At 69.1% G+C, this 17,939-nt stretch carries 14 protein-coding genes and 1 riboswitch; of the genes, 5 read left to right on the top strand and 9 right to left on the bottom strand.

The features are described 5' to 3' along the window. Window position 1: 1 nt before the first annotated feature. Window positions 2-967, bottom strand: a complete 966-nt coding sequence (locus ACGFW6_RS29755; protein WP_393516445.1) for a helix-turn-helix domain-containing protein — start codon at window positions 965-967, stop codon at window positions 2-4. Between the two features lie 92 nt (window positions 968-1,059). Here ACGFW6_RS29755 and ACGFW6_RS29750 point away from each other — a divergent pair, with 92 nt between their 5' ends. Next, the gene (locus ACGFW6_RS29750; RefSeq protein WP_393516442.1) at window positions 1,060-1,299 is read left to right on the top strand and encodes a hypothetical protein; all 240 of its coding nucleotides are present in this window, start codon (window positions 1,060-1,062) and stop codon (window positions 1,297-1,299) included. On the opposite strand, the gene ACGFW6_RS29745 is transcribed toward ACGFW6_RS29750, so the two are convergent. From ACGFW6_RS29745 to ACGFW6_RS29735, 3 genes are all read right to left on the bottom strand, one after another. Beyond that, entirely contained in the window at window positions 1,212-2,222 is a 1,011-nt protein-coding gene (locus tag ACGFW6_RS29745; RefSeq protein WP_393516440.1) for a ribonucleotide-diphosphate reductase subunit beta, read from the bottom strand. The two genes, ACGFW6_RS29750 and ACGFW6_RS29745, sit on opposite strands and share 88 nt — an antisense overlap. Beyond that, window positions 2,222-4,603 carry a ribonucleoside-diphosphate reductase subunit alpha gene (locus tag ACGFW6_RS29740; RefSeq protein WP_393516437.1) on the bottom strand — a complete coding sequence of 794 codons (2,382 nt, stop codon included), beginning with the start codon at window positions 4,601-4,603 and terminating at the stop codon, window positions 2,222-2,224. The genes ACGFW6_RS29745 and ACGFW6_RS29740 overlap by 1 nt, the downstream gene beginning before the upstream one ends. 146 nt (window positions 4,604-4,749) lie before the next feature. Further along, a riboswitch (cobalamin riboswitch) is annotated at window positions 4,750-4,840 on the bottom strand. Window positions 4,841-4,917: 77 nt separating this feature from the next. Further along, entirely contained in the window at window positions 4,918-5,424 is a 507-nt protein-coding gene (locus ACGFW6_RS29735; RefSeq protein ID WP_393516434.1) for a GNAT family N-acetyltransferase, read from the bottom strand. Window positions 5,425-5,579: 155 nt separating this feature from the next. Here ACGFW6_RS29735 and ACGFW6_RS29730 point away from each other — a divergent pair, with 155 nt between their 5' ends. After that, window positions 5,580-9,197 carry an ATP-binding protein gene (locus tag ACGFW6_RS29730; RefSeq protein WP_393516431.1) on the top strand — a complete coding sequence of 1,206 codons (3,618 nt, stop codon included), beginning with the start codon at window positions 5,580-5,582 and terminating at the stop codon, window positions 9,195-9,197. Window positions 9,198-9,227: 30 nt separating this feature from the next. Here the strand turns inward: ACGFW6_RS29730 and mctP are convergent, their stop codons facing one another. From mctP to ACGFW6_RS29705, 5 genes are all read right to left on the bottom strand, one after another. Then, window positions 9,228-10,856: a monocarboxylate uptake permease MctP gene (gene mctP / locus ACGFW6_RS29725; RefSeq protein ID WP_393516428.1), complete on the bottom strand. Its 1,629-nt coding sequence runs from the start codon at window positions 10,854-10,856 to the stop codon at window positions 9,228-9,230. Beyond that, window positions 10,853-11,119, bottom strand: a complete 267-nt coding sequence (locus ACGFW6_RS29720) for a DUF3311 domain-containing protein (RefSeq protein ID WP_393516425.1) — start codon at window positions 11,117-11,119, stop codon at window positions 10,853-10,855. The genes mctP and ACGFW6_RS29720 overlap by 4 nt, the downstream gene beginning before the upstream one ends. A 139-nt stretch (window positions 11,120-11,258) precedes the next feature. Beyond that, complete coding sequence (locus ACGFW6_RS29715) at window positions 11,259-11,456, bottom strand: YbdD/YjiX family protein (RefSeq protein ID WP_393516422.1); 198 nt, start codon at window positions 11,454-11,456, stop codon at window positions 11,259-11,261. Further along, on the bottom strand, window positions 11,428-13,566 hold the full coding sequence (locus ACGFW6_RS29710; RefSeq protein WP_393516419.1) for a carbon starvation CstA family protein: 2,139 nt from the start codon (window positions 13,564-13,566) through the stop codon (window positions 11,428-11,430). The genes ACGFW6_RS29715 and ACGFW6_RS29710 overlap by 29 nt, the downstream gene beginning before the upstream one ends. Before the next feature lie 88 nt (window positions 13,567-13,654). Next, window positions 13,655-14,419, bottom strand: coding sequence for a GntR family transcriptional regulator (locus ACGFW6_RS29705; RefSeq protein ID WP_030947772.1), 765 nt, complete (start codon window positions 14,417-14,419; stop codon window positions 13,655-13,657). A 321-nt stretch (window positions 14,420-14,740) separates the two neighbouring features. Between ACGFW6_RS29705 and ACGFW6_RS29700 the strand changes: the two genes are divergently transcribed. The 3 genes from ACGFW6_RS29700 to ACGFW6_RS29690 all read left to right on the top strand — a co-directional run bounded on the left by ACGFW6_RS29700 (window position 14,741) and on the right by ACGFW6_RS29690 (window position 17,934). Next, window positions 14,741-16,018, top strand: a complete 1,278-nt coding sequence (locus tag ACGFW6_RS29700) for an extracellular solute-binding protein (protein ID WP_393516416.1) — start codon at window positions 14,741-14,743, stop codon at window positions 16,016-16,018. A 102-nt stretch (window positions 16,019-16,120) separates the two neighbouring features. Further along, complete coding sequence (locus tag ACGFW6_RS29695; RefSeq protein WP_393516413.1) at window positions 16,121-17,107, top strand: carbohydrate ABC transporter permease; 987 nt, start codon at window positions 16,121-16,123, stop codon at window positions 17,105-17,107. Continuing rightward, the gene (locus ACGFW6_RS29690; RefSeq protein ID WP_393516410.1) at window positions 17,104-17,934 is read left to right on the top strand and encodes a carbohydrate ABC transporter permease; all 831 of its coding nucleotides are present in this window, start codon (window positions 17,104-17,106) and stop codon (window positions 17,932-17,934) included. The genes ACGFW6_RS29695 and ACGFW6_RS29690 overlap by 4 nt, the downstream gene beginning before the upstream one ends. Window positions 17,935-17,939 lie beyond the last annotated feature (5 nt).

The following is a 17,939-nucleotide window of genomic DNA, read 5'->3' as shown; positions in this document are numbered from 1 at the left end:
ACTACGCGGCGCTCGGTCCCTGGAACGTCCGCCGGTAGGCCTGGGGTGTCGTCCCCAGCGCCTGGACGAACTGATGACGCAGCGCGGCCGCGGTGCCGAACCCCGTTCGGCCCGCGATCGCGTCCACCGTCTCGTCCGTCGCCTCCAGCAACTCCTGCGCCAGCAGTACGCGTTGGCGCAGGATCCAGCGGTAGGGAGTCGTCCCCGTCTCCTGCTGGAAGCGGCGGGCGAAGGTGCGCGGGGACATGTGCGCGCGCTCGGCGAGCTGCTCGACCGTGACGTCCCGGTCGAGGTGGCGCTCCATCCAGGCCAGCACCTCGCCGACCGTGTCGCACTGGGAGCGCGGCAGCGGGCGCTCGATGTACTGGGCCTGCCCGCCGTCGCGGTGCGGCGGCACCACCATGCGCCGGGCGATCTTGTTGGCGACCTCGGGTCCCTGCTCCTGGCGCACGATGTGCAGACAGGCGTCGATGCCGGCGGCGGTGCCGGCGCTGGTGACCACCGGCCCTTCGTCGACATAGAGCACGTCCGGCTCGACGACCGCCTCCGGGTGCCGTCGGGACAGGTCGTCCGCGTGCTTCCAGTGCGCACTGCACCGTCGTCCGTCGAGCAGTCCGGCGGCGCCCAGCACGAAAACGCCGGAGCACACGCTGAGCACCCGCGCGCCCCGCTCCACGGCCCTGACCAGGCAGGCCAGCAGCTCGGGCGGATAGTCGCGCACGGCATAGTCGCTGCCGGCCGGTACCGCGATCAGGTCGGCCTCCTCCAGCCGCTCCAGACCGTAGGGCGTGGAGACGGAGAGTCCGCCGACATGGGTGCCCAGCGTCGGCCCCTCCGCCGAGACGACGGCGAAGTCGTACGTGGGCAGCCCCTCGTCGCTGCGGTCGATGCCGAACACCTCGCAGACGACGCCCATTTCAAAGAGGTGCACACCGTCGAGGAGGACGGCGGCGACGTTCTTCAGCATGCTGCCAGTGTGCCTCGGAAGTGGCAGTAAATCGAGGGTTCACGGCAGTCCTGCCACTGTTCGTAAGGAGTGTCCAGCGCGACAGTGGTGTCATGACTACAGAACAGACACAGACACTGCTCGCCATGGTCGTCGTGCTGGGAATGTTCGTGCTCCTGGTCCTCCCGTCACTGATCGGGATCGTGCACGACCGGCGCATCGACCGTCAGATCAGGGAGGCCCAGGAACGCGACGCGGCCGAGGCTCAGAAGTCCTCGTCGAGGTCGACGGTGCCCTCCACCGCCACCTGGTACGCCGACGGACGCCGCTCGAAGAAGTTGGTGAGCTCCTGAACACCCTGGAGCTCCATGAAGGAGAAGGGGTTCTCGGAGCCGTACACCGGGGCGAAGCCGAGCCGCGTCAGACGCTGATCGGCGACACACTCCAGGTACTGCCGCATCGAGTCGGTGTTCATGCCCGGGAGGCCGTCACCACACAGGTCGCGCGCGAACTGCAGCTCGGCCTCGACGGCCTCCCTCAGCATGTCGGTGACCTGCTCCTGGAGCTGGTCGTCGAAGAGCTCCGGCTCCTCCTTGCGGACGGTGTCGACCACGTCGAAGGCGAAGGACATGTGCATGGTCTCGTCGCGGAACACCCAGTTGGTGCCGGTGGCGAGGCCGTGCAGGAGGCCACGGCTGCGGAACCAGTAGACGTAGGCGAAGGCGCCGTAGAAGAACAGGCCCTCGATGCACGCGGCGAAGCAGATCAGGTTCAGCAGGAAGCGACGCCGGTCGGCCTGGGTCTGCAGGCTCTCCAGCTTCTCGACCTCGTTGATCCACTTGAAGCAGAACTCGGCCTTCTCGCGGATCGAGGGGATGCTCTCGACGGCGTCGAAGGCCGCCGCCCTGTCCTCCGGGTCGGGCAGGTAGGTGTCCAGCAGCGTCAGGTAGAACTGGACGTGCACGGCCTCCTCGAAGAGCTGACGGCTCAGGTAGAGCCGCGCCTCGGGCGAGTTGATGTGCTTGTACAGCGTCAGCACCAGGTTGTTCGCCACGATCGAGTCGCCCGTCGCGAAGAACGCCACCAGCCGGCCGATCATGTGCTGCTCGCCCTCGGACAGCTTCGCGAGGTCGGCGACGTCCGAGTGGAGGTCGACCTCCTCCACGGTCCAGGTGTTCTTGATGGCGTCCCGGTAGCGCTCGTAGAAGTCCGGGTAGCGCATGGGGCGCAGGGTCAGCTCGAAGCCGGGGTCGAGCAGGTTCTGGTTGCTGGGCATTACTGGCAGGCCTCGCAGGACTCGGGGTTCTCAAGGGAGCAGGCGACGGCGTCGGGCTCGGCGACCTGCTGGACGGGGATGGTCTTCTCGGCCTGGGCGGACCGGCCCTGTGCGGCGCGGGCGATGCGGGTCGCCGGGCGCGAGCGCAGGTAGTACGTCGTCTTCAGGCCCGACTTCCAGGCGTACGCGTACATCGAGGAGAGCTTGCCGATGGTCGGCGTCTCCAGGAACAGGTTCAGGGACTGCGACTGGTCGAGGTACGGGGTCCTGGCCGCCGCCATGTCGATCAGGCCGCGCTGCGGGATCTCCCACGCCGTGCGGTACAGCGCCCGCACGTCCGCCGGGATCCAGGCGAAGTCCTGCACCGAGCCGTTGGCGTCGCGCAGCGCCTCACGGGTGCGGGCGTCCCAGACGCCCAGCGCCTTCAGCTCGTCCACCAGGTAGGAGTTGACCTGGAGGAACTCGCCGGAGAGCGTCTCGCGCTTGAAGAGGTTGGAGACCTGCGGCTCGATGCACTCGTAGACACCGGCGATGGACGCGATGGTGGCGGTGGGCGCGATGGCCAGCAGCAGCGAGTTGCGCATGCCGGTGGTGGCGACACGGTCGCGCAGCGCGGCCCAGCGCTCCGGCCAGAACGGCTCGACGCCGTAGTGGTCGGGGTGCAGCACACCCTGTGCGGTACGCGTCTTCTCCCAGGCCGGCAGCGGGCCGTTGCGCTCGGCGAGGTCGACGGACGCCTCGTACGCGGCGAGCATGATCCGCTCGGCGATGCGCGTGGAGAGCTGTTGCGCCTCGGCCGAGTCGAACGGCAGCCGCAGCTTGAAGAAGACGTCCTGCAGGCCCATCGCACCCAGGCCCACCGGGCGCCACTTGGCGTTGGAACGGCCCGCCTGCTCGGTCGGGTAGAAGTTGATGTCGACGACCCGGTCGAGGAAGGTGACGGCCGTTCGGACGGTGGCGTCGAGCCGCTCCCAGTCGATGTCCCCGTCCCTCACGAAAGCGCCGAGGTTGACCGAGCCCAGGTTGCAGACCGCCGTCTCGCCGTCGTCGGTGACCTCCAGGATCTCCGTGCAGAGGTTGGAGGAGTGCACGACATGGCCCGGCAGGGCCGTCTGGTTGGCGGTGCGGTTGGCGGCGTCCTTGAAGGTCATCCAGCCGTTGCCGGTCTGCGCGAGGGTGCGCATCATGCGGCCGTACAGGTCGCGGGCCGGGATGGTCTTGCGCGCCAGGCCCCGCTCCTCGGCCTTGCGGTAGGCCGCGTCGAACTCCTCGCCCCACAGGTCGACGAGCTCGGGCACGTCGGCGGGCGAGAACAGCGACCACTGGCCGTCGGCGTTGACCCGGCGCATGAACTCGTCCGGGATCCAGTGCGCGAGGTTCAGGTTGTGCGTACGGCGGGCGTCCTCACCGGTGTTGTCCCGCAGCTCCAGGAACTCCTCGATGTCGGAGTGCCAGGTCTCCAGGTAGACCGCGGCCGCGCCCTTGCGCCGGCCGCCCTGGTTCACGGCGGCGACCGAGGCGTCCAGGGTCTTCAGGAACGGGACGATGCCGTTGGAGTGCCCGTTCGTGCCGCGGATCAGCGAACCGCGGCTGCGGACACGGGAGTACGCGATGCCGATGCCGCCGGCGTGCTTCGAGAGGCGGGCGACCTGGTGGTAGCGGTCGTAGATGGAGTCCAGCTCGTCGAGGGGGGAGTCGAGGAGGTAGCAGGACGACATCTGGGGGTGCCGGGTGCCGGAGTTGAAGAGGGTGGGGGAGGAGGGGAGGTAGTCGAGGCGGCTCATGAGCCCGTAGAGCGCGGCGACTTCGTCGACGGAGCGGGCGGTGTCGTCCTCGGCGAGACCCGCGGCGACGCGCAGCATGAAGTGCTGGGGCGTCTCGACGACCTTGCGGGTGAGGGGGTGCCGCAGGAGATAGCGGCTGTGCAGGGTGCGCAGGCCGAAGTAGCCGAAGCGGTCGTCGGCGGCCGTGTCGACCAGGGCGTCGAGGCGGGCCGCGTGCAGACGCACGAACTCGGCGGTGCGGTCGGCGATGAGGCCCTCGCGGTGTCCGACGGTGACCGACTCGGTGAAGGACGTCACACCCTGCGAGGCGGCCTCGGCGGCGATGGAGATGGTCAGCAGCCGGGCGGCGAGCCTGCTGTAGGCGGGGTCCTCGGAGATGAGACCGGCCGCCGCCTCGGTGGCCAGCTCGCGCAGCTCCGTGTCGTCGGCCCGGGCGGACCGGCCGCGCAGCGCGGCGGCGGCGACCCGGCCGGGGTCGGCGTCGGGGAGGTCGGCGGTCAGCTCGGCCAGGAGCCGCAGCAACACGGTTCCGGGGGCGTCCTCGTCGGTCGGGACCGGTGAGACGGCTGAGGCCGGGTCTGCTGGCGCGATGGTCACGTGGGGGCTCTCCCTCGCTCGGCACGGGGGCCTTGCGGAGGGCAGGGGGCAGCACACGAGCGCACACGGCGTCGCGTCCACCGACCCATTCCACGAGGCCCGGACGTCAGGGCGCACCGGCCGGTCGGCCGGGCGCGCTGTCGGCAGGTCCTCGGACTGACTCCTGTGCGCGTCCGTGGGAACAGACATGCACAAGTACACCGTTGCGGGACAGTTCCGGATTCGCACCGGATTCCCCTGCGGCGACAGCGAGCATGAGCATACATCTTGTGCTCACCCGCCACGCCACCCCCAGATGTTGTGTCGCGGTGGTTTCAGAGCGTCAACTCATAGGTGAGAAGAGTGATGTCGTCGAGCTCCGGTACCGGATTCCAGTCCCGCTCGGGTGTGCGAACGAAACCCAGCCGTTCGTAGATCCGGTGGGCTCCGCGCATGGTGCGCTGGGTCGACAGGACGATCCGTGCGCAGCCCTCGGTGGCCCGGGCACGGTCGACGCAGGCGCGGACGAGCGCCTCGCCGGCGCCCCGCCCACGGGCCGCGCGGTCGACGGCGAGCATCCGGATCTCGGCCTCGCCGGGGCGTGCGATGTCGGCCATGGGGCCGCCGCACGGCACGAAGGTCACCCCGCCCAGCAGACCGCCGTCCGCGACGGCCACCAGCACCTCGGCGGCGGCCGCGCGCTTGGCCACGTCCCTGAGTTCGCCGAGGTACGCGTCGCTCTCGCCGAAGTCGAGGAGTCCGTCCCGCAGGTAGGCGCCGGCGGTGATCTCGCCGAGCGTGTCGAACTCGCCGGGTTCCACCGGCCGGATCACGATGTCCATGGCCCGAGTCTGCCGGAGGGCCACGGCGGCGGGCCTGCGGTTTTCCGCCGAGGACCGCCGGGTTGCGGGGAGTTCTGGGAGTGCTTCCATGGAGATAGGTGCCGGCGCCCCGCGGTCGCTCCGTTTCGAGAGCCTCTCTCGGAAGGAGGCGAACGATGACGAGGGTCGTCCGTCGCCCGCCCGGCAGGAAGCGGCCGCGCAACGCGCCGATGGCGACGCTGGCTCCGAGACGGGCGGGCACCTGGGTCAGGCAGGGGCTCGTGGGCCACTGGCACAGGCTGACCATCCGTCTGGAGGCCCGCGGCGGGACCTCCCGACCCAGGAAGTGGCGCCGGTGGTTCACCTACACCAACGTCACCCGGACCATCTGGACGGTGGCCGCGCTCGCCGTGCTCGCCTGGGTCGTGGAGGGCCTGTACATCGTGCTCTCGGGCCACACCACCGACTTCGAGAGGTGGCGGAAGGGCAACGACGGATTCGACACCGTCCTGCGCTTCCTCGGCCCGGTGCTCGCCGCGTCGATCGCCGCCGCGCTCTTCCTGTTCTGGTGGTACCGGTGGACCAAGCGGCGCTATCTCGCCAAGGCGCGGGACGACCCGCACCGGCTGGTGCTCACCGCGGGCCCGGACACCGCCGAGATCGTGGGCCGCGAGGAGATCGCGCAGGTCATCGCCGAACGGCTGCGGGAGCGTGACACCCGCAGGCCCTATCTGCTGGTCGGCGGCGTCGGCGTGGGCAAGACCGCCGTCCTGGTACGGCTCACCGAACTGCTGGCGGAGCAGAACGCCGTACCGGTGCCGGTCCGGCTGCGGGACGCGAACGGCGGCGCCGACCTGAACTTCGAGCGCATGGCCAAGCAGCGCTTCATCGACGAGGCCCCCCGGGGCATCCTCGCGCGCACCAAGACCGAACGGGTCTGGCAGCAACTGCTCGCCGACGACAAACCGGTCGTCATCGCCGACGGACTGGAGGAGGCCCTCCTCGGCGACGGCCTCGAGCAGGATCGGGACAACATCATCCGGCGGGCCATCGAGCGCGCCTACGAGGAGAAGCTGCCCCTCGTCATCGCCTCCCGTCCGCACAGCCCGCTGGAGAGCACCCCGGCCGCGATCGTGGAGCTGGAACCGCTCAGCGAGGAGGAGGCCCTGCGGTTCGTCCGGGCCCGCGTCCCGGAGACGGACGAACGCCGGGTGGACTGGATCGTGGAGACGGCCGAGGTGACCGAGTCGCCCGTCTACCTCCAGATAGCCCGTGAACTGCACCGGCACGGAGCCCTGGAGCACGACCGGCCGGACGACGACCCCCAGCACATGAACACCCGCAGCCGCGACCGCGGCATGCTGCGGCTGTGGCTGCTGGAGACCTGGGACGAGGCCCTGTGCGAGGGCCGGCTGCGCCACGACGTCGCGCTGAGCCGGCGGGAACGCCGCGACGCCCTCGAAGTGGTCTCGGCCCTGGCCTGCGTGGGACTGCTCCAGGACAAGCTGGAGGTCGGCCTCGGGGAACTGCTCGACTCCGACGTCCACCCCGGTCCGATGCGCCGCGCGCAGGCCCGCGCCGAGCACCTGTGGACCAGCGGCCGCGCCTTCGACCGGTACGGCCGACGCGGGAACGTCTTCTCCGAGTGGCACCGCCAGCAGATCTGGGACGTGCTGTGCCGGCGGATCGGCCCGGACGAGCGGGCGCGGCTGCGCGGCGGCAACATGGACCAGTGCCGCTCCGCCCTCGCCCGGATCGCGCGCAACGCGGACCGGCTCGGACTGGTGGAGGGCTTCGAGCGCAAGGTCCGTTTCCCGCACAGCATCATCCAGGCCTACTTCGGCTACCGCGTGCTGCGGCAGCTGGGCGAGCGGGGCGCCGGAGAGCTCGTGGACCATGTGCTCCAGCCGCCCGGCCCCAGCCGTGAACTGCTCATGGCCCTGGTGCTGTTGTCGCGCCGGCGGGCGGCGCGGGTCAGGGCCCGCCGGGAGAGTGTCCGGGCCGAGGTGACGAGGGAGGTCGAGGAACGGCTTCGCCGCTCACGCGTGCGCGACCACACCCTGGCCCACCGGCTCCGCAGGGCCGCGGAACGCCGTACGGACGATCCGAAGGCCCTCGATCTCTACGCGGCCGCCGTGGAGATCGAGAGCGTGGAGGACGATCCGCGGCTGCTGAGCGACATCCTGCACGACGTGCGCAGGACCTGGGCCGGTTTCAAGGGCGACCCGCGCAGCCTCGACGACGCCAAGCTGAGGCTGCTCCGGCAACTCGGAGCCGCCTTGCGCAGCGTCTCCGACCGGGTCGACACCACCCCGCTGTACGAACAGCTCGTCCAGATCGGCGTGGAGGAGCCCTCGTACTCGATACGCCTGGCCGCCGCCCAGGAGTTCGGCACCGGCGGCAACCCCGCGTTCGCCGTGATCCGCGGGCGGGTCGGGCTGAGCACCGACCCGGTGCGGGAGTACAACGACCGGCTCACCGGGCTGAAGACCTGGAAGCGGCAGGAGTACGAGCAGTGGGCCGGGCGCATGGCACGGGCACGGGCCTCGGGCGCGCCCTCACAGGCCAGGACCGAGCGCATCGCCCGGCTCCAGCAGGACCGGCGCTCGCTCAACCAGGAGTACCGCGGGAAACGGGTCGATCTGCTCCGGGAGTTCGCGATGCGTGCCTGGATGATCCCCATGCTGCTGGGCTCCGTCGACGAGGCGCACCACGACGAGGCCCGCGAACGGCTCACCAAGTGGCTGCGCCATCTGGACCCGAAGGCCACGGACGGATCCCCCGATCTGCCGCTCGCCCTGGAGGCCGCGCTGGCCCAGGGATTCAAGTACGCGGCCAACCGCCGCATCCGGCATCCGCAGGCCTACCAGGGCGGTCGCGCCGACCTGATCCGGCAGGCGGAGACCGTGCTGCAGCAGTCCCGGTGCTGGTACGCGCAGGTCATGCTGCTCCAGGCGCTGTGCCTGTGGAAGCTGCCCGACAGCGTGGGCGTCCATGAGCAGCAGGCACGTACGACGGCGGGGCGCGACGCCTCCGACGGAGGGGGCGAGTCGCCCCGGGCGCTGGGCGGGACGACCGCCGTACAGACGGTGGAGCGCTGGCTGTCGATGGCCGGCACGGCGAACCGGGCCCCGGGGCACCCCGAGGCGAACGGCGGCCCGCCCCGGCGGCCCCTGCATCCGTTCGTCGCCGAGGCGGGGGACCTGGTGGCCCTCGCGCTGGAGACCGGGCAGCCGGAGCGGTTCCTCTGGATCGACGAGAAGGGCGTGGCCGACAACATCGGCGCGCGCACCGGCAACCCCGAGGGGTACCGCAAGCACAACCTGTGGATCCCGCCCTCGGTCGGCTGGAGCACCCTCGACGCGCGCGCCCAGCGACTGGTCGCCGATGTGCTGGTGATGCTGAACCTCATCGAACGGGACGGGCACCCGGACGAGGTCGAGGAGCGCATGACGCGCGCCGAGCAGCCGGGGACGTCCCTCCCGCCGTGCATCCGCAGCGACCGCGGCCCGCTGCGGCCGGAGCTGCGGGCCGGCATGGCGGACCCGCCGGCACCGGGCTCGACCTGTCTGCCCGACTGCAAGTTCCAGCTCTGCCCGTACCCGCCCCAGGGCTGTGTGCCGCGCGGGGAGATCAGGGAGCCGTTCTGCCGGCAGCAGCAGGCCCTGCTGCCGGGACGGATGCGCCGCCATCTGCCCCGGGTGCTGCGCAGGAAGACACCGGGCTGGGTCAGCATGCGCGTGCACGAACTCGACGGCTTCTGGCAGCAGATGGCCGGGCGTACGCGCAGTTAGCGCGTACGCCCGGCCGTGGTACGGCCTGGGTCAGTGGGACGAGCCCGCGGTGGCCGGCGGCAGTTCCACCTGTACGCCCGGGTCGCCCGCGTCGGCCGTGTAGTCCTCCGGCCTGGTCTCGTCGATCCCCTCCGGGGCCTTGGCGGCCTTCAGGACGAAGGTCAGGACGACCGTGACGACCACGTTGAGCACGAACGCCGTGAGACCGATGTAGCCGATCTCGCCGATGCCGGGAATCTCCTTCGCCGAGCCGCCGAAGTGCTTCTGGGTCGGGGAGGCGACGCCGTACGCGGCGACCGTGCCGTAGATCATGCCGACCGCCCAGCCGGCGAGCAGGGCCCAGCGGTGGAACCAGCGGGTGAACAGGCCGCCGACCAGGGCCGGGAAGGTCTGCAGGATCCAGATGCCGCCCAGGAGCTGGAAGTTGATCGCGACCGTCTTGTCCATGGTCAGGACGAAGACCAGCGCGCCCACCTTCACCAGCAGGGACACGATCTTGGAGACCTTGGTCTCCTGCGCGGGAGTCGCGTCCGGCTTGATGAAGTCCTTGTAGATGTTGCGGGTGAACAGATTCGCAGCCGCGATGGACATGATCGCCGCCGGCACCAGCGCGCCGATACCGATCGCCGCGAAGGCCACGCCCGCGAACCAGTCGGGGAACATGTTCTCGAACAGCTGCGGGATCGCCAGCTGGCCGTTCTGCACCTTGATGCCGGCCGCGATCGCCATGAAGCCCAGCAGCGCCAGCAGGCCCAGCATCAGGGAGTACAGCGGCAGGATCGTGGTGTTGCGGCGGATCACCTCACGGCTGCGCGAGGACAGCGTCGCGGTGATCGAGTGCGGGTACATGAACAGCGCGAGCGCGGAGCCCAGCGCCAGCGTGGCGTACGTCCACTGACCCGCCTCGGCCGGGACCAGCGCACCGCGCGGCGCGCCCGTGGCCGGGTTGGTCTGGCTGTACGCCTCGCCCGCCTTGGCGAAGATCTCGTCGAAGCCGCCCAGCTTGATCGGGATGTAGATGATCGCCACCGCGATGACGATGTAGATCAGCGTGTCCTTCACGAACGCGATCAGCGCGGGGGCGCGCAGACCCGACGAGTAGGTGTACGCGGCCAGCACACCGAAGGCGATGAGCAGCGGCAGGTCCTTGATGAACCAGTTCGTGTTCTCGCCGCCGCCGACGCCCATCACGTCAAGGACGGCCTGGATGCCGACGAGCTGGAGCGCGATGTACGGCATCGTCGCCAGGATGCCGGTGACCGCGACCGCCAGCGACAGGCCCTTCGAGCCGAAGCGTCCGCGCACGAAGTCCGAGGTCGTCACATAGCCGTGCTTGTGGGACACCGACCACAGGCGGGGCAGGAAGGTGAAGATCAGCGGGTACACCAGGATCGTGTACGGCACCGCGAAGAAGCCCGCCGCGCCGGCCGCGTAGATCGCCGCCGGGACCGCCACGAAGGTGTACGCCGTGTACAGGTCGCCGCCGAGCAGGAACCAGGTGACCCAGGTGCCGAACGACCGGCCGCCCAGGCCCCATTCGTCGAGGCTCTGCTCGTTCTCGGCCTTGCGCCAGCGCGCGGCCAGGAAGCCCATGACCGTGACGGCCAGGAAGAAGAAGATGAAGACGCCGAGCGCGACGCCGTTCACGCCGTCGTTCATTCCGCCGCACCACCCTTCTGCGAGGCGCGGGCGCGCTGGTCACGCTGCCACAGCTTGTACGCCACCATCGTCAGCAGCGTGGAGAGCAGCACCCAGAGCATCTGGTACCAGTAGAAGAACGGGATGCCGGCGAACGCCGGGTCGGTCTTCGCATACGAACCGACCCACAGCATCGCCACGAAGGGCGCGACGAGACAGAGCGCGATGACGACCCGTACAGGCGTCACCACCGGCCCTCTGTTCACTTCTGGGGCATCTGACATCTGACGGCTCCGTCCCCTCACTGATCACCTGAGAAACGCCCGGGCAATGTAGGTGACGGTGCAACGACAGCGGAAGACCCTGTCCGCATATCGGATGTGGAGGAATGGTGTGCACGGCAGCCGTTCGTCGGCGGTGCGGTCAGCAGCAGCGGAACCCCTGCCGTGGGTCGCCCTCCTGACGGTCCGTCCGCATCCGTTCGAAGTCGCGCCGGGAGGGCACCCGGGCCTCCGGATGCCCATGCCGTACATGCGCGACATAGCGGTCGTACGCCGACTCGTCGGTCAGTTCCCGCAGATACCAGCGGACGCTAAGGAGTACGCGCCGCAGCGAGCGCATCGCGCTCCTCCTCCTTCTCCTCCTTGGTCGGGAACAGCCCCGCCGGGGCGATGATCTCCGACTCGACGTACGGTGCCTCGCTGAGCGTGGACAGGGCCGGGCGGCGGATGTGCCGGACGCAGACGCGGGTGGCGTCGGCGATCACGACGACGATCAGGATCGCCAGGACCGCGGTGAGGACGCCGTCCACGGTGGAGTTGGTGACCACGGTGTGCATGTCGTCCATGGACTTGGCGGGCGGCAGGACCTCGCCGCGGTCGATGGCGTCCTGGAAGACCTGGCGCTGCTTGAGGAAGCCGACCTTCGGGTCACTGGAGAAGACCTTCTGCCAGCTGGCGGTCAGCGTCACCGTCGCGTCCCACACGAGCGGAACCCCGGTGATCCAGGCCCACTTCAGGCGCCCCGACTTCACCAGCAGGGTCGTGCAGACGGCGAGCGCGACGGCCGCGAGCAACTGGTTGGAGATACCGAAGATCGGGAACAGCTGGTTGATGCCGCCGAGGGGCTCGTGGACGCCCACCCACAGGAAGTACCCCCACAGACCGCACACGATCGCGCTGGTGACGGCCAGACCCGGCTTCCAGCTGATGTTCTTGAAGGGCCGGTAGACGTTGCCGAGCATGTCCTGGAGCATGAACCGGCCCACCCGGGTGCCGGCGTCCAGCGCGGTCAGGATGAACAGCGCCTCGAACATGATCGCGAAGTGGTACCAGAAGGCGCGCAGGCCGCCCCCGGTGACCTGCGAGAAGATCTCCGAGACCCCGATGGCGAGGGTGGGCGCGCCGCCGGTCCGGGAGAGCAGGGACGCCTCCTCGACGTTCTCCGCCGCGCGCGCGAGCGCCTCCGGGGAGATCTGGTACCCCCAACTGCCCACGACCTGGGAGGCGTTCTGCACGGTGTCGCCGATGACCCCGGCGGGCGCGTTCATCGCGAAGTACAGGCCCGGGTCGATGATGCTCGCCGAGATGAGCGCCATCACGGCGACCGACGACTCCATCAGCATGGAGCCGTAGCCGATCATCCGGACCTGCGTCTCCTTCTGGATCATCTTCGGCGTCGTGCCGGAGGAGATGAGCGCGTGGAAGCCGGACAGGGCGCCGCAGGCGATGGTGATGAAGACGAACGGGAACAGGGAGCCCGCGAAGACCGGGCCGTCACCGCGTGAGGCGAAGTCGGTGACCGCGTCCATCTTCAGCGTCGGCAGGGCCACGACCACGCCGAGGGCGAGCAGGAAGATCGTGCCGATCTTCATGAAGGTCGACAGGTAGTCGCGCGGTGCGAGCAGCATCCACACCGGCAGGATCGAGGCGATGAAGCCGTACGCCACCATCCAGACGACCAGCGTCGAGGGCGCGAGGGTGAAGGTGCCGGCCCAGGACGACTCGGCGACCCAGCGACCCGCGACCAGGGCGAGCAGCAGCAGGCCGACGCCGATCAGGGAGACCTCGGTGACCCGGCCGGGGCGCAGGACCCGCAGGTAGAAGCCCATCAGCAGGGCGATCGGGATCGTCATCGCGATGGAGAAGGTGCCCCAGGGGGACTGTGCGAGGGCGTTGACGACGACCAGGGCCAGCACACCCAGCAGGATGATCATGATGACGAACGTGGCCAGCAGCGCGGCCGCGCCGCCGAACGGGCCGATCTCCTCGCGCGCCATCTGCCCCAGCGAGCGTCCGTCGCGGCGGGTGGAGAAGAACAGCACCACCATGTCCTGGACGGCGCCCGCGAAGATGACGCCGGCGATGATCCAGATCGTGCCGGGCAGATAGCCCATCTGCGCGGCCAGCACGGGCCCCACCAGCGGGCCGGCGCCGGCTATCGCCGCGAAGTGGTGGCCCAGCAGCACCCGGCGGTCGGTGGGGTGGAAGTCGATGCCGTTGTTCAGGCGTTCGGCCGGGGTGGCCCTGGTCCGGTCGACCTTCAGGACCTTGTACGCGATGAACTTGGCGTAGAAGCGATAGGCGATGGCGTACGAGCCGAGGGCGGCCGCGACCATCCAGGCGGCCGACACCTCCTCGCCCCGGGACAGCGCGAGCACGGTCCACCCCGCCGCACCGACCAGTGCGACCAGGGTCCAGATGACGACGGTTCGGGGGTTCGCGGTACGCACCGGGTGGTCCTCCCGTCCATGCGGCGACGGGAGGAACGTAGAACAGGAAAGGGGGATGCGCTACACCGCGTGCACCACCGCAAGTGGCCTAATCCTGCGGCCGCTTCAGGCGCGCCACGAACTTGTACCGGTCCCCGCGGTACACCGAGCGCACCCACTCCACCGGCTGTCCGTCCCGGTCCAGGGAGTGGCGGGAGAGCATCAGCATCGGCAGGCCCACGTCCGTGCCGAGCAGGCCGGCCTCGCGCGGGGTGGCCAGCGAGGTCTCGATGGTCTCCTCGGCCTCGGCGAGATGGACGTCGTAGACCTCGGCGAGCGCGGTGTAGAGAGAGGTGTACTTCACGAGGCTGCGGCGCAGCGCAGGGAAGCGCTTGGCGCTGAGGTGGGTCGTCTCGATGGCCATCGGCTCGCCGTTGGCCATGCGCAGCCGCTCGATGCGCAGCACCCGGCCGCCGGCCGTGATGTCGAGCAGGTCGGCGAGCCGGTCGTCGGCGGTGATGTAGCCGATGTCCAGCAGTTGGGAGGTCGGCTCCAGGCCCTGGGCGCGCATGTCCTCCGTGTAGGAGGTGAGCTGGAGTGCCTGGGAGACCTTCGGCTTGGCGACGAACGTGCCCTTGCCCTGGATGCGCTCCAGGCGTCCCTCGACGACCAGCTCCTGCAGGGCCTGGCGGACGGTCGTGCGCGAGGTGTCGAACTCGGCGGCCAGGGTGCGCTCGGGCGGGACGGGAGTACCCGGCGCCTGGGTCTCCGTCATGTCGAGGAGGTGCTTCTTCAGGCGGTAGTACTTGGGCACGCGGGCGGTACGGACTGTGGCGCCGTTCTCGTTCTCCGCACTGCTGACGTCGGTGCTCATGCTTCGCCTTCCCGGCTCCGGATGCGGGTCACATCGTGATCCCTTCTATATACCGTCGCCGTCTCTTTTGGTCTAGTCCACAGTGCCAAGTGGTCTAGCGGACGAGAGTACTCCGGCCCTGGTGTTTTCGCTGGCTTCTTACTTAAAGGTTCCTTCATATGTAGGTCGCATAACGGCTGGTCAGGCCCCTTTCCGCGCCCCTTGACACGCTTTCTGGTCTGGTCCAAGCTCCCCGTACTGGTCTACACCATTGGTCCAGGTCCCGGCCCAACGCTCGTGCGGGGAGGCAGGGGGGTTTGTGGCATCCCTGAGGAGGGTGGCGTGAAGCGCAAGCTGATTTCCGCGATAGGTGTCGCGGGCATGATGATCTCCCTGGCGGCGTGCGGGGGCGACAACGGCGACGGCGGCGACAAGGCCGGCGCCGACGGCTACGCGGGCGAGACGCTCACGGTGTGGGTGATGGACGGATCCTCCCCGGACCAGTGGCAGAAGGACGTCCAGGCAGCCTTCGAGAAGCAGACGAAGGCCAAGGTCAAGTTCGAGATCCAGCAGTGGAACGGCATCCAGCAGAAGCTGACCACCGCCCTGTCCGAGGAGAACCCGCCGGACGTCTTCGAGATCGGCAACACCCAGACGCCGGCCTACGCCAAGACCGGCGGCCTCGCCGACCTCGCCGACCTCAAGACCGAGATCGGCGGCGACTGGGCCGAGTCCCTGAACGAGTCCTCCATCTACGAGGGCAAGCAGTACGCCGCCCCGTGGTACTTCGCCAACCGCGTCGTCCTCTACAACAAGAAGGTCTGGGCCGACGCGGGCATCAAGGACACCCCGAAGACCCGCGACGAGTTCTACGCCGACCTCAAGCAGATCGGTGAGAAGACCGACGCCGAGCCCATCTACCTGCCCGGCCAGAACTGGTACCACTTCGTGGGTCTCACCATCGGTGAGGGCGCCGAGCTGGTGAAGAAGGACGGCGACAAGTACGTCTCCAACCTCGACGACCCGAAGGTCGCCGCCGCCATGGAGACGTACAAGAAGTTCCAGGCGCTGTCCAAGGCGCCCAAGGACAAGGACGAGGCCACCCCGCAGCAGGGCGAGGTCTTCGGCAAGGGCAACGTCGGCGCCTTCATCGGCATGGGCTGGGAAGCCGGCATCGCCATCGAGGCCAACCCGAAGATCGAGAAGGAGATCGGCTACTTCACCATCCCGGGTGCCACGGCCGACAAGCCCGAGGGTGTCTTCCTCGGCGGCTCCAACCTCGCCGTCGCCGCGGGCAGCAAGAAGCAGGAGCTGGCCAAGGAGTTCCTGAAGATCGCCCTGTCCGACAAGTACGAGGGCGAGCTGGCCAAGCTCAACGGCGTCATCCCGAACAAGGAGGCCCTGCAGTCCAACCTGAAGGGCAACGCCGTCGCCGAAGCCGCCGCGCCGGCCGCCGCGGGCGGTGGCACGACGCCGCTGATCCCGGAGTGGGCGGCCGTGGAGAACGCGCCCAACCCGGTCAAGACGTACATGACCGCCGTGCTGAACGGTAAGTCGCCTGCCGAGGCGGCCAAGCAGGTCGAGGACGAGTTCAACAAGCGTCTGGCCCAGCAGCAGTAACGGCACCGGGTTCGCGCCGGGGCGGGGGAAGCGCGTGACGCCCCCCGCCCCGGCGACCGTACGCGGGTCCTCGTACGTAGGTCGAGAAGAGAGATCGCGAGCATGACCGTGCAGACCGAACGGCCGCCCTCCGGTCCGGTGGACGTGGTGAAGAAAGCAGACAGCGGCTCCGCCGGGCCGCGGCCGGGAGCCGCGTCCCGCATCGGCGCGCTCACCCCGTACCTCCTGCTGCTGCCCGCCTGCGCGGCCACCGTGCTGCTGCTCGGCTGGCCGCTGCTGAAGGACGTCCTGCTGTCGTTCCAGAACCTCAACATGGCGCAGCTGATCCAGCACGTCACCGAGTGGAACGGCATCGACAACTACAAGCAGGTCCTCACCGGCGAGGACTTCTGGCGCGTCACCCTGCGCTCGATCCTGTTCACGGCCGTCAACGTCGGCCTCATCATGGTCCTGGGCGCCCTGATCGGCCTGCTGCTCGCCCGCCTCGGCCGGCGGATGCGGGTCATGCTGCTGGTCGGACTCGTGCTCGCCTGGGCGATGCCCGTGGTCGCCGCGAGCACCGTCTACCAGTGGCTGTTCGCGCAGCGCTTCGGCGTCGTCAACTGGGTGCTGGACAAGCTGGGCTGGCACTCCATGGCCGACTACAGCTGGACCAGCAGCCAGATGTCGACGTTCTTCGTGGTGACGCTGCTGATCGTCTGGATGTCGATCCCGTTCGTCGCGATCAACCTCTACGCGGCCACGACCACCATCCCCGGCGAGCTGTACGAAGCCGCCTCGCTGGACGGGGCCGGCGTGTGGAAGAGCTTCACCACGGTGACGCTGCCGTTCCTGCGGCCCTTCCTCTACGCGACGACCTTCCTGGAGATCATCTGGGTCTTCAAGGCGTTCGTGCAGGTCTTCACCATCAACGGCGGCGGCCCCGACCGGCTCACCGAGATCCTGCCCGTCTACGCCTACATCGAGGGCGTCGGCAACCAGCACTACGGCATGGGTGCCGCGATCGCCGTCCTGACCATCCTGATCCTGCTCGGCCTGACCGCGTACTACCTGAGGATCGTGCTCAAGCAAGAGGAGGACGAGCTGTGAAGCGCTCACTCTTCGGCCGCCTGTGGCCCAACGTCACGGCCGTCGTTCTGTTCATCGGCTTCGTCTTCCCCGTGTACTGGATGTTCTCCACGGCCTTCAAGCCGACCGGCGACATCATCTCGGAGGACCCGGTCTGGTTCCCGACCGACTTCACCTTCGAACACTTCAAGAAGGCGACCGGCGTCGACCACTTCTGGACGTACGTCTCCAACTCGCTGATCGTCACCCTGTGCGCGGTCGGTTTCGCCCTGGTCATCGCGCTCGCGGGCTCCTTCGCGCTCGCCCGGATGCGCTTCAAGGGGCGGCGGGGCTTCATCATCGGCTTCATGCTGGCCCAGATGGCGCCCTGGGAGGTCATGATCATCGCGATGTACATGATCGTGCGGGACGCGTCGCTGCTGAACAGCCTCGTGCCGCTGACGGTCTTCTACATGATGATGATCCTGCCCTTCACCATCCTGACCCTGCGCGGCTTCGTCGCCGCGGTGCCCCGGGAACTGGAGGAGGCCGCGATGGTCGACGGCTGCACCCGCTCCCAGGCCTTCGTCAAGGTCATCCTGCCGCTGCTCGCGCCCGGCCTGATGTCCACGTCCCTGTTCGGCTTCATCACCGCTTGGAATGAATTCCCGCTGGTCCTGGTGCTGAACAAGGAGGCGGAGTCGCAGACCCTGCCACTGTGGCTGTCCAGCTTCCAGACCGCCTTCGGCAACGACTGGGGCGCCACGATGGCAGCGTCGTCGCTGTTCGCCATTCCGATCCTGATCCTCTTCGTCTTCCTGCAACGCAGGGCTGTCAGCGGTCTGACGGCCGGCGCCGTGAAGGGATAACGCCA

The sequence above is a fragment of the Streptomyces sp. Y7 genome (assembly GCF_043195415.1).
Classification (GTDB): domain Bacteria; phylum Actinomycetota; class Actinomycetes; order Streptomycetales; family Streptomycetaceae; genus Streptomyces.
Note: the sequence above shows the minus strand (reverse complement) of the source record. Positions and strands in the feature narration are given on the sequence as shown.